Origin of the sequence: Methanobrevibacter sp. (assembly GCF_045644645.1) — an archaeon.
GTDB lineage: Archaea > Methanobacteriota > Methanobacteria > Methanobacteriales > Methanobacteriaceae > Methanocatella.
In genome coordinates, this window is sequence record NZ_JAZRHE010000121.1 from 1 (window position 1) to 12525 (window position 12525).

At 35.2% G+C, this 12525-nt stretch carries 14 protein-coding genes; 6 read left to right on the forward strand and 8 right to left on the reverse strand.

The annotated features are described in order from the left end of the window. Nucleotides 1–242: 242 nt before the first annotated feature. Nucleotides 243–1409, reverse strand: coding sequence for a tRNA (guanine(10)-N(2))-dimethyltransferase (locus ACKI4K_RS06730; protein WP_407423511.1), 1167 nt, complete (start codon nucleotides 1407–1409; stop codon nucleotides 243–245). 105 nt (nucleotides 1410–1514) lie between these two features. Between ACKI4K_RS06730 and ACKI4K_RS06735 the strand changes: the two genes are divergently transcribed. Next, on the forward strand, nucleotides 1515–2621 hold the full coding sequence (locus ACKI4K_RS06735) for a DegT/DnrJ/EryC1/StrS family aminotransferase (protein WP_407423513.1): 1107 nt from the start codon (nucleotides 1515–1517) through the stop codon (nucleotides 2619–2621). Between the two features lie 24 nt (nucleotides 2622–2645). Here ACKI4K_RS06735 and ACKI4K_RS06740 read toward each other — a convergent pair whose 3' ends face one another. After that, complete coding sequence (locus ACKI4K_RS06740) at nucleotides 2646–2951, reverse strand: MTH1187 family thiamine-binding protein (protein ID WP_407423515.1); 306 nt, start codon at nucleotides 2949–2951, stop codon at nucleotides 2646–2648. 51 nt (nucleotides 2952–3002) lie between these two features. On the opposite strand from ACKI4K_RS06740, the gene ACKI4K_RS06745 reads away from it, so the two are divergent. Genes ACKI4K_RS06745 through sstT form a run of 3 tightly spaced genes read left to right on the forward strand, consistent with a single transcriptional unit; the run spans nucleotide 3003 to nucleotide 5117 of the window. After that, nucleotides 3003–3854, forward strand: coding sequence for a TIGR00269 family protein (locus ACKI4K_RS06745; RefSeq protein WP_407423516.1), 852 nt, complete (start codon nucleotides 3003–3005; stop codon nucleotides 3852–3854). 14 nt (nucleotides 3855–3868) lie between these two features. Further along, nucleotides 3869–4012 (forward strand): hypothetical protein, encoded by a 144-nt coding sequence (locus ACKI4K_RS06750; RefSeq protein WP_407423518.1) that lies wholly within the window; start codon nucleotides 3869–3871, stop codon nucleotides 4010–4012. A 28-nt stretch (nucleotides 4013–4040) separates the two neighbouring features. Next, nucleotides 4041–5117, forward strand: a complete 1077-nt coding sequence (gene sstT / locus ACKI4K_RS06755) for a serine/threonine transporter SstT (protein WP_407423520.1) — start codon at nucleotides 4041–4043, stop codon at nucleotides 5115–5117. Nucleotides 5118–5132: 15 nt separating this feature from the next. On the opposite strand, the gene ACKI4K_RS06760 is transcribed toward sstT, so the two are convergent. The 5 genes from ACKI4K_RS06760 to comB form a co-directional block, all read right to left on the reverse strand. Further along, on the reverse strand, nucleotides 5133–6077 hold the full coding sequence (locus tag ACKI4K_RS06760) for a calcium/sodium antiporter (RefSeq protein WP_407423522.1): 945 nt from the start codon (nucleotides 6075–6077) through the stop codon (nucleotides 5133–5135). Next, a complete protein-coding gene (locus ACKI4K_RS06765) occupies nucleotides 6077–7399 on the reverse strand; it encodes a hemolysin family protein (protein WP_407423524.1) in 1323 nt (440 codons plus the stop codon). Before ACKI4K_RS06765 ends, ACKI4K_RS06760 begins: the two co-directional genes overlap by 1 nt. Nucleotides 7400–7422: 23 nt before the next feature. Continuing rightward, the gene (locus ACKI4K_RS06770; RefSeq protein WP_407423526.1) at nucleotides 7423–7635 is read right to left on the reverse strand and encodes a DUF1922 domain-containing protein; all 213 of its coding nucleotides are present in this window, start codon (nucleotides 7633–7635) and stop codon (nucleotides 7423–7425) included. Nucleotides 7636–7701: 66 nt separating this feature from the next. Beyond that, nucleotides 7702–8871 carry a TraB/GumN family protein gene (locus tag ACKI4K_RS06775; protein WP_407423528.1) on the reverse strand — a complete coding sequence of 390 codons (1170 nt, stop codon included), beginning with the start codon at nucleotides 8869–8871 and terminating at the stop codon, nucleotides 7702–7704. A 72-nt stretch (nucleotides 8872–8943) separates the two neighbouring features. Then, the gene (gene comB, locus ACKI4K_RS06780) at nucleotides 8944–9627 is read right to left on the reverse strand and encodes a 2-phosphosulfolactate phosphatase (protein WP_407423530.1); all 684 of its coding nucleotides are present in this window, start codon (nucleotides 9625–9627) and stop codon (nucleotides 8944–8946) included. A 37-nt stretch (nucleotides 9628–9664) separates the two neighbouring features. On the opposite strand from comB, the gene ACKI4K_RS06785 reads away from it, so the two are divergent. Beyond that, the gene (locus tag ACKI4K_RS06785) at nucleotides 9665–10183 is read left to right on the forward strand and encodes a hypothetical protein (RefSeq protein ID WP_407423532.1); all 519 of its coding nucleotides are present in this window, start codon (nucleotides 9665–9667) and stop codon (nucleotides 10181–10183) included. A 52-nt stretch (nucleotides 10184–10235) separates the two neighbouring features. Then, the gene (locus ACKI4K_RS06790) at nucleotides 10236–11159 is read left to right on the forward strand and encodes a methanogenesis marker 7 protein (RefSeq protein WP_407423534.1); all 924 of its coding nucleotides are present in this window, start codon (nucleotides 10236–10238) and stop codon (nucleotides 11157–11159) included. An 8-nt stretch (nucleotides 11160–11167) separates the two neighbouring features. On the opposite strand, the gene mmp10 is transcribed toward ACKI4K_RS06790, so the two are convergent. Beyond that, nucleotides 11168–12415: a methyl coenzyme M reductase-arginine methyltransferase Mmp10 gene (gene mmp10, locus ACKI4K_RS06795; RefSeq protein WP_407423536.1), complete on the reverse strand. Its 1248-nt coding sequence runs from the start codon at nucleotides 12413–12415 to the stop codon at nucleotides 11168–11170. Nucleotides 12416–12525 lie beyond the last annotated feature (110 nt).

The following is a 12525-nucleotide window of genomic DNA, read 5'->3' on the forward strand; positions in this document are numbered from 1 at the left end:
TTTACCATTATAATCACTTCATATTAATAAACTAATTTATTTGTAAAATTAGTTTGAGTATGTATAAACTTATTTAATTGTTTATTATATTTAAAAGTTTATATATTATTTCAGTATAATTTCTTTTAGTGATGAAAATAATTTTCAGTTTTAATATGATATTATTCTAATTTTTTTTATGTTTGTTATAATTTTCATAATTTCGATTATAATTTAAGACATTTTTTTATATTTATTAAAAATTAGTATTCGTTTGACAAGTTAATTAAAATTTTTTCTAGGTCATTAATGTTTGCATCTGTTTTAATGCCTAGTGGATTGTAATGTGTTTTGATGGCTATAAATCCTCGATTTTTCATTTCCTCAAATATTAAATCAAGTTTAGGAGCACTTATTTTTAAAGATTTGCAGACTGTATGGATGTCAAAAAATGTTGCAGGAGCATCTGCTTCTTGAAGACAATAATTCAATAATTTTAAAGCTTGTTTTTCAGTGTTAATTTTTTTATGTTCACTTTCATCTATCATCTTTTGGATAAACTCTTTATCCTGAATATCTCCTAGCCAAAGCGGGCCTGCATGAACCAATTTTTCACCACAGACAGGACAGATTTCATCAACAGCGCTGGCCAATCCTTTGCTTGTCTGTCTGTGCAGGCACTTGCTGCAATGGCTTATATATCCGATGTTTTTTAACGTTTCATCACTCTTTTTTGAACCCTTTTCAACTTTTATATATAATCTCATATAATGTTCAGTGCTGTGTGACATTTTTATATCAATGCATTTGGAATATTTTGCAAGGGTGAGTGCTACAAAACCTGCCAAAATTCTGATTCCATTCTCATGGCAGTATTCACTTTTATATGGTTTGGCATTATATTTGCGAATACATGGCTCTTTGTAAGTTCCGCACAATGCCGAAGTGTCAGTTGCGGTAACGCACAATAAAGAGTTTCTGCGAGCACAGTATCCTGCCGAATCCAAGAATGGTGAGGGTGTTCCGAATGGGTCAATATCAATCACATCAAATTCCCCCCGTTTCATCCTTAGAAACATGCTGGCATCGTGCTGATAGACTTCAATATCCTCTAGATTATTCAATTCGATATTGTGTTTTTCATATTCGTTGGCCAATTCACTTATATCGTTGATGGCAACATTCTCAACTCCCTCAATTTCATTTTTATAGCGTATTCCACGAATGCCGCTTCCTCCAAACAGATCACATATGTCTATATTTCTGTTTTCTTGTTTTTGGAATACCTGGATTGCAAGAATAGATAAATCTCTATTTAGCTCCATATGAGGATTATAAAAAACAGGTGCATCAGATGAAACTTTATCAAATTCTGGAAATTCAATTTTTGTCAATCCCTCTTCAATTTGTTTAATTTTATATTCATCCATTAGTTCTCACTCATTAAATCTTTTTGTTGATTATGTAATGTTTTAAATATTATTAGATTTAAATATTAGTATGAATAATCTAATTTCTAAGATTTGGTGATGAATGTGTCTGAAATAAAAGTCCCTGTTGCAAAACCAATAATTGGTGATGAAGAAATAGAAAATGTGGTTGAAGTTTTAAAATCAGGAATGATTGCTCAAGGACCTAAGGTAGCTGAATTTGAACAAAAGTTCGCTGATTGGATTGGAACAAAATATGCTGTTGCCGTCAATTCAGGTACTGCGGCGTTACATGTTGTATTGCTCGCTTGCGGCATTGGTAATGGTGATGAAGTGATTACCACTCCTTTTACATTTATTGCAAGTGGAAATGCAATTGCTTATACGGGTGCAAAACCTGTTTTCGCAGATATTGATTTAAAAACTTATACATTAAATCCAGATTCAATTGAAGCATTAATAACTGAAAATACTAAAGCTATTTTGCCTGTTCAATTATACGGGCAATCTGCCAATATGGATAAAATTAATGAGATTGCAGAAAAACATGGTTTGATTGTTATTGAAGATGCTGCTCAAGCGCATGGCGCAACTTGCAATGGGAAAAATGTTGGTGCTATGGGGGACATAGCCTGTTTTAGTTTTTATCCAACTAAAAATATGACCACCTCTGAAGGTGGGATAATAACCACAAATGATGAAGATTTAGCCGAAAAAGCTGAAATATTTAGGGCACATGGAGCCACTGTTAGATATCATCACGATGCAATAGGATATAATTTTAGAATGACTGATATTTCAGCGGCGATTGGTCTTGCACAATTAGATAAAATAGACAAATTCAACGATCAAAGAATCGAAAATGCAGCATATTTAAATGAAGGTTTAAAAGATGTTGAAGGTGTTATCACACCATACTGTGCATATGACCCAAAACATGTATATCACCAATACACAATCCGTGTTGAAAAAGGAGAAAGAGACGACTGGGTGGATATTATTAATGAATGCGGTGTGGGAACTGGTATTCATTACCCAATTCCATTGTACAACCAACCAATCTATAAGTCATTAGGCTTTGATGGTGATTGTCCTAATGCAGAAATTGCAGCAGAAAATGTGATTTCCCTACCGGTACATCCTTCTTTGACAAAAGAAGATTTAGATTTGGTCATTGAAGCTGTCAAAACAGCTTCTGAAAAAATGTGTTAGTTTTTTTTTAAACTAACATAATTCTTATTTTAACATTTTATTAACGGTTTCAACTTTGGCATCCAAAGTTCTGTTTTCCAGGTCTCTCCTGTCGTCTACTTTTATGACTGTATAAACTCTGCCGATTCCAAGTTCGAAGATAGCCTCTTGGGCATTGGCTATGGCTTCATAAAGTTCACCTAAATTTTCTGCTTCTATTTGGGTCCCCATTCCAGTTAATTGGTAATTGAGTCCGGAATCTTTAATTGACTGGACAGCAGCAGTCACATAATCTTTACATTCTGTATTTTCAGTTCCTACGGGCAGTATCGTAAAATCACATGTTATCATAAGTTCACCTGGTAAAATTATTTATTTATCTTCGTATAAATTAATTTAGTAATGGTGAAATTAAACAAAGATGAATTTAATGAACGTATTTTTACAAGAATTAATAATTTAATTTCTGATTATAATTTAATTAAAGAAAATGAATTGATTGCTGTAGCATTGTCTGGCGGAAAGGATAGTGTTTTGACACTTCATGCATTGAAGAGTTATCAACGATTTTTAGATTTTGATTTAGTGGCTATTAGTGTCGATGAAGGAATTGAAGGTTACAGACAACATGGAATCGATTCGGCCATTAAAAATGCAAAAGAATTGGATGTTGAACTTGTTCAAAAGTCATTCAAGATAGAAGAAGGCTTTGCTTTGGATGATATTTATCAAGATTTTAAGAGCGCATGCATTCCATGCGGTGTATTCAGAAGGAATATTCTTAATAAAACTGCTTATGAATTGGGGGCTGAAAAGATAGCCACGGGACATAATCTTGATGATGAAATTCAATCTTTTTTAATGAGTTTTGCAAGAGGAGACACTATTAAATTCTCCAAATTCGGGCCTGAACTTGATGTCATACATCCAAAACTGGTTCCAAGAATTAAACCTTTATGGAATACTCCCGAAAAGGAAGTTGGAATGTGGGCTGTATTAAATGATATTGATATTCATCTTGACGAGTGTCCGTATTCTCATCTGTCACTAAGGGCTAAAATTAAAGAGTTCTTAAACGTCAATGAAGATAGATATCCTGGCATCAAAAACAATGTGATGGAATCATTTCAAAAGATTTTGACTTTTGAAAATGATATTTCCACAAGCCTCAATGAATGTGAAGTTTGCGGCGAGCCGACTTCATCAAATATCTGCAAGGCTTGCGAGTTAAAAAAATCAATTTCCTCTGAATAAAGGTGTGTATAAAAATGGATATTATTAAGAAATGGACTGAATCCAGTCTTATTTTAAAAATATTGATAGGAGTGATTATTGGTGGGTGTTTGGGCTTTTTCGCCCCTCAACTGTCCATAATAGGATTTTTAGGGGGATATATTCGTATCTGCCCTTAAGGCTATTGCACCAATTCTGGTTTTCGTTTTGGTTGCTTCAGCCATTTCCAAAGCAAAATCGGGAATAGGTCCTAAATATAGGACGATTGTCATAATCTTTTTGTTAACTAATTTTATAGCTGCGGTGGTTGCTGTTTTGATGTGTTATATGTTCCCGATGGGTATTCATCTATCGTCCGCTAGTATTGCTTCTGCACCGGAAGGGCTTGGCGAGATAATGAAGGACATGATTTTGAACATATTCTCAAATCCGATAAAATCTTTATCTGAAGGGGAATATCTGGGGATACTGTTCTGGTCCATTATTATCGGGGTTTCCTTGAGGATAGTTGCAAGCGACACCACAAAAGACGTAATAGAGGATATTGCTGATTCTATTACGAAAGTTGTCAATTTCATTATTCAGTTTGCACCAATCGGGATAATGGGATTGGTCTTCACTTCTGTTTCTGAAAGCGGATTGGGCATTTTCACTGAATATGGTGAGTTGCTGCTATTGATTGTTGGATGTATAGTTTTCGTTGGTTTGGTGATTAATCCTATCATTTCATACTTATTTTTAAAACGCAATCCTTATCCATTGTTGTTTACATGTTTGAGGGATAGTGGCATAACCGCATTTTTTTCAAGAAGTTCGGCAGCCAATATTCCAATCAACATGAGGTTATGCGAAAAGCTTGGTTTGGACAGGGATTTCTTTTCAATAAGCATCCCATTAGGTTCGACAATAAATACTAATGGTGCCGCCATAACAATCACTATCATGACTATTGTAACCTGCTATACCTTAGGGATACAAGTTCCTTTCTCAATTGCAATTGTTTTATGCTTTGTTTCCACATTGGCTGCATGCGGTGCTTCAGGCATTGTTGGCGGATCATTATTGCTCATACCTCTTGCCTGTTCCTTGTTCGGCATCAGTCAGGACATTTCCATGCAGGTTGTTGCTGTCGGCTTTGTAATCAGCATTGTTCAGGATTCATTTGAAACTGCACTCAATTCATCATGTGACGTTTTCTTCACCGCCGTTACAGAGTACTACTATAGGGCCAAAAATGGAGAACCGGTAAACTATATGGGCGATTTTGCAAAAAAAAATAAGTGATTGCAATTTTGAGGATTAGTTTCTCAAAATTGCGAATGCCATATATCCAATAAATAATAAGATTAAGATGGCACCTTCTCTTTTATCATATTTTTCCTGTGTCTTACCGAATATGAAACACAATATTGTAACAAATAGCATAAATAGAACATCTATAAGCATGCTTGAGTCAAGCGGAATTGCACTTATCGCACTGCTTGCGCCCAGTACAAACAATATGTTGAATATGTTTGACCCGATAACATTACCTATGACCAGCTGATTTTCCCCTTTCTTTATAGCGGTAATTGATGTGACAAGTTCAGGTAAAGAGGTACCTATAGCCACAATAGTCAAACCAACTAATGTTTCACTCATTCCGAGTGCAATTGCTATGGCTGAAGCGCTGTCAACAACCAAATCTCCTCCAAGCACTATTCCGGCAAGTCCGACCAGTATGAGGATTATGCTTTTTGGAAGTGTGAATTTCGGTTTTTCAACTTCACTTGTTCCTCCTGATTTTTTGGTGTCGATTACTAAAAATATGATGTATGCAATCATGATTATAAGTAAGATTATACCTTCGATATTGGTAATGTCCCATCCGATGACTATGAAGACTGCCCATAATATTGTAATTCCGACAAGGAATGGCAAATCTTTTTCCAAAACACTCTTTTCCATTGTCAGATTGCTTATCAATGCAGCTATACCAATAACCATCAGCATGTTAAACAGATTACTTCCGATTACGTTACTTACTGCCATTGCATTGCTTCCGGCAAGTGATGATGTAATTGAAACTGCAGCTTCAGGAGCACTGGTTCCTAATGCCACTATAGTTAAACCAACAATTATGGTCGGAATTTTTAAAAGGGAAGCAATGCTGCTTGCACCATCCACAAAAAAATCGGATCCCTTAATTAAAAATACAAATCCAACTAATAATAAGACGACTTGAACTATAATCCCTGCATCCATTATTTGCCCTCTTTTATTTCTTCTTCAGGTCCCAAATCAGTTACAAGAATCTTATCGATTTGGTGACCGTCAATATCGATGATTTCAAAGATGAACCTTCCGCAATCGAACTTGTCCTCCTCTTCAGGTATTGTTCCGCTGATGCTTAGGATAAACCCTGCCAATGTGGTATAGTTATCTTCTTCCTCATCTGGTAATGAATCTTTAAAATCAAATAGTTTTTTAAACTTATCAATCGGATACCTGCCGTCAATCAACCAGGTTCCATCAGATCTTTGCACTGCTTGAGGTTCATCTTCCTCGTCAATTCCAGGAATGTCACCAACAATGCCTTCAAGCAAATCGTTTAATGTAATTAAACCTTCAACGCTTCCAAATTCGTCAACCACAAGAGACATGTGGACATATTCCTGGTTTTCTTTGAATTCTTTCAGCAATTCTAATGTTTCTAAATTTTCTGATACGACTAATGGTTCTTTTACAATTTTATAAACATCAAATTCATCTTCAGTGAACATTGCAGATAAGATGTCTTTGGCTTGAACAACACCAATAAAATCATCCAATTCCCCTTTAGCTATCGGGAATATTGATCTTTTGCTTTCTATGATTTTAACTTTGTTCACATCCCTGTCATCATCCAAATCAATCCAGATGATTTCATTTCTAGGAGTCATTATGCTTTCAACTTTTTGGTCATCAAGTTTGAAAACTCTTTTGATGATGTCTTCTTCTTCTTTTTCAATTGTTCCGTCTTCTCTTCCTTCTTTAATCAATAATTCAATTTCTTCTTCAGTAACTGCATCATCGCTTCTATTTTCAATTCTCATTAACCATAAAAGAAAGCTGCTTGATTTTGCAAGGATAAAGCTCACGGGTTTTGAAATTTTTGAAAGAATCACCATGCTTTTTGCAACTTTTAAAGCAACCTTTTCAGGGTCATTTAAAGCAATTACTTTTGGAACAATTTCTCCAATGACTAATGTTAAATAAGTGGTGACGATAACAACTATGGCCAGGCTTATAGGTTCGCTATAAGGTATAAAAGAAATCATTTTGCTGAGAGGTTCGGCCAAAGTTACTCCACCAAAAGCCCCAGTCAAGACGCCAATTAATGAAATTCCGATTTGAACTGTAGATAAAAATTCATTAGGGTCTTCTAATAATTCCATGACGATTTGAGCACTTTTATTTTCTTCTTCTAAGTATTTTTGCATTTTCGCTTTTCTTACAGATACAACAGCCAGTTCAGCCATCGACAAGTATCCGGTTAAGATTATTAAAATTAATATTATAATTATCTCGAGTGTCGTTCCAATCATTTTTAACAAACCATTAAAACTAGTTATAATTCACTGGCTCTTTGAAAGCCGGTGTTGCCATATATTTTATCCTGCATTTCTTGAACTGCGAGAGATGCATCTTCTCTTGTAACAGCTTTTTTAAATATTCGCCTTGATTTTACTTTTAGGGTTTTTCCACAAACACATTTGCGTGTAGCCACCCCTTCCTTTGCATATAATGCACGACCGCAGTCGCAACGAAATATTAAATACATGATTATTTTCCCATTTAAAATTAATTGTAATTATAGTATATTCAAATATATTATATAAAATTTTCACTATCCGCCAAATATTTTCATGAACAGTGGTATGAAGACTTTGGATGGTAAAATTACTAATGTGGCTATGCTAACTCCAACATTGGTTCCGACAACCACCAGCAATATTCTAAAGATATTATTGTGCCATAAATCCTTTAAGCTTTCTATCTTTGCCAGATTTTTAATATCACTTTGTCTGACTTTTCTATATTTGGCTTCAGTTAGGCCTGAAAACCAGCCTGCCGCAAGTAATGGGTGGATAATGGTTAATGGGGCCACTAACCCTCCAACAATTGCTGATTGAATTTTAGAACCTGAAAGAATGGAGCCAATGAAACCCATAATCATACTTATTACGATGAATTCGTAAATGTTTCCTGTAATGTTTATCCCGCTAAAATATGCCAGAAAAAATATCACCACAAAGAGTATTGGAATCATGGCTAGGAGTATCTTAACCCAAGGAATTCCTTTCTTTTCATCAATTATTTCTAAATCATTCAAATTAGGAATGGTTTCAGGATTATCCAGATATTTCATAATCCCTGGCTTATGTCCCGCACCTACAACTGCAATGACTTTGTCCTGAGGCAGTTGCATTATTCTTCCTGCAAGGTAGGCATCTCTTTCATGCACGAGAACTTCATGAACACTTGGTGCCTCGTCTTTGAACATTTCCATTAGCTCATCAATTTTTTCGGAGTTTTTCAAATCTTCAATGTCGATGTCTTCTTCATCTCCAAATCCAAAGACTGAAAGCAGCAATCCGTAGGCGAATTTAGCTTTTTCCATAAATCCCATTTTATTTAAAGCTCTTTGTAAGGTTACATTCACGTCCCTATCAATTAATGCAATGGGGATTTGCAAATCTTCACTTGCTTCAATTGCACCGATCATTTCTGATCCCGGTGCAACATCGACATCTTCACCTATTTTTGATTGGAAATATCCGAGAAGTGTGGATGTAAAGAATAATCCGACTTTGTTTTCTTTAATGATTTGGGTAACTGAGATGGTGTCATCTGTTTCCACACCCATCATTTGCTGTTTTAATCGCACATATCTATTTTTATCAAGCTCGATAGCCACTACATCAGGCTGCTGTTCATAGATGGCGTCTTTTACTTCATTAACGCTTTCTTCAGATACGTGGGCAGTACCGATTATTGTTAAACATTCTCGTCTCATTAAAAAAACACTTCTTTATATTGGTTATATTAACTAATTATTATATGAAATAAGAGTATATAAACTTAATCTTTAAATTAGGGTTATTTCATTATTTTCATAGATTGCAACATTGTCGCTAATATTTTTTAAAAGGCAAAATTCAACATCTTCCTTGTGTCCGAGTTTGGTTAAACGTTTGCCTGTTCTGCTTGTGAGAAATCCTTTTTTAAGGGCTTCATAATCTCTACTGGCCAATATTGCGGATTTTGCATATTCACTTATTTCACAGTCCTTTAAATTTTCACAAATCCAGTAAAGAATTTCTCCGGCTGCAAGAAAGTCTTCAAGCACAAATTCGCCTTTTACTCCAGCCATAACAACATCTATATGGGAATTGGCCATTTGGACACTTTTTTTGCCAACGGCTTTTGCATTCACCATGGATCCAATAAGGACGGTCGAATCCATATTTTCAAGTATTCTGGTTCCATTGCTGGTTGTTAATATCAGGATGTCCTTATCGCTTTTGTAGCTTTCTGCTTCCTGCGGGGAGTTTCCGATGTCGGCACCTTGAATCATTTGGCCTCCGCGTTCTCCTGCAATTACTCCATTAATTTTATCTTTTAATTCGAAAGCTTCCTGCAGTGAAAAACAAGGTATTATCTTTTTAAAATTGTTTAAGGCAAGTGTTATTGTTGTGCTTGCTCTAAGTGCATCCACCATTATTGATACATCATTACTTGTTGTTGCCTCAAGGCTCAATGTTACTTTCATGAAGTAATTTATATTAAATGATTATATAATAATATTTATGAAAATTGTCACAACACCGATGTGTGAAGAAATTGTAAGGCTTGCCGGAGTTTCGGATTATGTTGTAAACAAACATCCCACTAGTGAAGATGGGGATTTGGCAATTTTATTGTCTGAAAGCAAGGTTGAGATGGATGCTGTGCCTATTAAAATCAATACTCCTCAACAGGTTTTTGAAAGCATTAGGGAAGTTTCCAAAATCGCCGGAAAAGAATTGTCTGATGAGGTTATATTGGCCTTTTTTGAGGAATATGAACTGTCTAAAAAATATCTGAATTCAGATTTTAAAAGAGATGTTAATGTCAAAGTTTATTCTGAGTTTCTAAAAGATATTGTTTTGGATGCGGGATTCAATATTGACTCTGAAAACTTTAGGTATGTAATTTATCCGGATTATTTGAAGGATAAAGTAACAGAAACAGAAAATTTGGTTGAAATACCCTCACATAACAGCATTTCCAAAAACCCCTTTGAAAAAATTGAGTTGAGGTATGCGATTTTAGAAAATTTAATATAATATTTAAATTAAAATATTATTTATTATAATTGCATTTTTGAGAGTTGTTAATATGTATGAGACATTAATCTTTACTGGTGGAGTTCACAAAAGTGAAGAAATTAGGGAATTGATTGAGGATTTGGGAGGATTCATTCTTCAGGATAGCATTCAGCAGATGGAATTGGTATTGAACATGGCAGTCCCATTGGAAGATGTTGATAAAATCGAAAAGAAATCTGAAGAATTGCTTGGAAAAATATCAGTTGCTCCTATGGCCGGTTCTGAAATAGCAATTGTTTCTCCTACCCTTGCAAGGCACCATTTGCCTCATGCTGCATGCGATATATCTGAATATTTGCGTGAATATGGTGCGAAGGATAATATGATTGGTCTTGCCAGAGGCGATGGTAAAGGCACATCCGGAATTACTGAAGAAGAAAAAAGCCTAATCAATGAACATGATATTGCCATTTTTGCATTGGGCAGTTTTGAAAATTGCATTAAAGAAAAAGCATTCTTATATGATGATATTGATGTTCCTGTTATTGTAACCGGCGCTCCTGACATCCCAATTGAAGAACTTCCTGGTGCTGATGCATATGTCGGAGGTCTTGGCAGAATCCCAAGAAGATTAAGAAGGGGTCCGGACATTCGGGCTCTTGACAAATTAGTCGAAACCATTGAGAAAATTCTGAATGATAAGAAACGTGAAATGAGCCTCGATGCACCATTAGTGCCATCTATTGTTGTTAAAAATGCAATTGAAAATCAGGTTAGGGAAATTAAGGATGTTATTTCCCCAACACCAGTAACTTCACAATTGGATGGTGTTCGTGTAAAGTTAAATTATGATAAATATGCCGATACGATAGCCGATGTAGTCATCGATGGTAAAAAATTATCAGAATTAGCCGAAATTAAAAAATCATTTATGTATGATTATATTTTGGTTAAAATCAATAGTGAGAGTTCTCTTGTAGAGGATTCAAACTAACTCTTTTTTTATTTTACTATTCTCATTCCAAAGAAGTTTATAGCATCCACCAAATCATTAAATTGTTCCAGTTCTCTTTCTATGACATTCTCATCGGTCATGTCTATACTTAATTCACCGTCAACACTTAAAGTATCGGGGCCACGGCCAACGAGCCTTTCAACGCCATCGGCACTTAAAATTCTCTCTGCATCTAGTTGGTGGACAAAGGATCTTCCGGGTATTATCACAGCTTGCTTTATTTCACTTAAATCAAGCTTTTCCAAATCCTCTTTTGTAATCAGACAGGCTATTTCCTTTTCAACTGCAACGACATTGACACTATCAACTTCTAATTTGTCAAATATTTTGGAAATAAATGGTTCTGCAATTTTGGAAGTGATGATTGTAGCTTCACCGGTCACCGGTTTGATAAATTGTAGAAATATTTCATTTTCATCGCTGGCTATTGCAAATGGCCCTCCTGTTTCGGGGTCGCATAATGGTGTGCCACTAACTCTGAATTTATATTCGCTGTTTATTTGTTTTACCAGCTCCGAAAATTCTTCCACGGGTTGTGATTCAATTCCTTTAATGATAGGTTCATTGCCTAGGATTAATCCTTCATTGAATGTATTTGCAAATCTCATTAAAAGCATTCCTTTAGCACCCCATTCTTCAAGAGAATTGCAGGTCTCTCGTAAAACATCCCCGTCATTAACACCTGGAATGATTACTGCCGCTCCAGTCAATTTAATATTTTCACAAAATATCTGGCAGGCTTTTAGGGCCTCTTCGGGGTGTTTGTCTTTGACCCAATCCCTTCGAAGTTTGGGGTCGGATGAAAAAATAGTAAATGAAACTTCGTTCACTCCATTGTTTATTAATCTTGTAGCCATTTCGCTGTCTGAAATACCTTTACCGCAGGTATAACCCAACACGGAAGGTATAGAAAATTGATTTAAGTTGGCAGTTAATGTTTCAAGATAAGGATAACAGCTTATATCTCCTCCGCCACTGATGTATGCACTTATGTCTCTTCTGCCCATATTCATCATCATGGCAGTCTGCACTTCGTTCATTACTTCAAAGGGGGTTTTGAATTCGCTTTGAGTTTCACTTATTCCCTTACTGCATCGTTCACAGCCAATTTTATTAGGTAAACAATGTGCACAGCCAAAACTTTTAATTTCTTTTACCTTTCTAAAGTAACAGTATTTGCAAAAACCGTTACAATCTTTTCCGGGTATGCCTCCAACATCCGCTACAAGTTGCATAATTTATTATTTTTTATTTCATTTTATTTATAAATGAGGTGCTTTTTTTCAATCAGAATTTTGTATTACTTTTAGTAATATTTATTACTCAACACCGTAAAAGTAATAAT

Excerpts from the sequence above, each read along its gene's own strand:
- ACKI4K_RS06785 (WP_407423532.1), top strand. The coding sequence starts at position 9,665 with ATGAAAATTGTCACAACACCGATGTGTGAAGAAATTGTAAGGCTTGCC.
- ACKI4K_RS06745 (WP_407423516.1), top strand. The coding sequence starts at position 3,003 with ATGGTGAAATTAAACAAAGATGAATTTAATGAACGTATTTTTACAAGA.
- ACKI4K_RS06750 (WP_407423518.1), top strand. The coding sequence starts at position 3,869 with ATGGATATTATTAAGAAATGGACTGAATCCAGTCTTATTTTAAAAATA.
- mmp10 (WP_407423536.1), bottom strand. The coding sequence starts at position 12,415 with ATGCAACTTGTAGCGGATGTTGGAGGCATACCCGGAAAAGATTGTAAC.
- ACKI4K_RS06765 (WP_407423524.1), bottom strand. The coding sequence starts at position 7,399 with ATGATTGGAACGACACTCGAGATAATTATAATATTAATTTTAATAATC.
- ACKI4K_RS06790 (WP_407423534.1), top strand. The coding sequence starts at position 10,236 with ATGTATGAGACATTAATCTTTACTGGTGGAGTTCACAAAAGTGAAGAA.
- ACKI4K_RS06775 (WP_407423528.1), bottom strand. The coding sequence starts at position 8,871 with ATGAGACGAGAATGTTTAACAATAATCGGTACTGCCCACGTATCTGAA.
- ACKI4K_RS06730 (WP_407423511.1), bottom strand. The coding sequence starts at position 1,409 with ATGGATGAATATAAAATTAAACAAATTGAAGAGGGATTGACAAAAATT.
- comB (WP_407423530.1), bottom strand. The coding sequence starts at position 9,627 with ATGAAAGTAACATTGAGCCTTGAGGCAACAACAAGTAATGATGTATCA.
- ACKI4K_RS06760 (WP_407423522.1), bottom strand. The coding sequence starts at position 6,077 with ATGGATGCAGGGATTATAGTTCAAGTCGTCTTATTATTAGTTGGATTT.
- ACKI4K_RS06770 (WP_407423526.1), bottom strand. The coding sequence starts at position 7,635 with ATGTATTTAATATTTCGTTGCGACTGCGGTCGTGCATTATATGCAAAG.
- ACKI4K_RS06740 (WP_407423515.1), bottom strand. The coding sequence starts at position 2,951 with ATGATAACATGTGATTTTACGATACTGCCCGTAGGAACTGAAAATACA.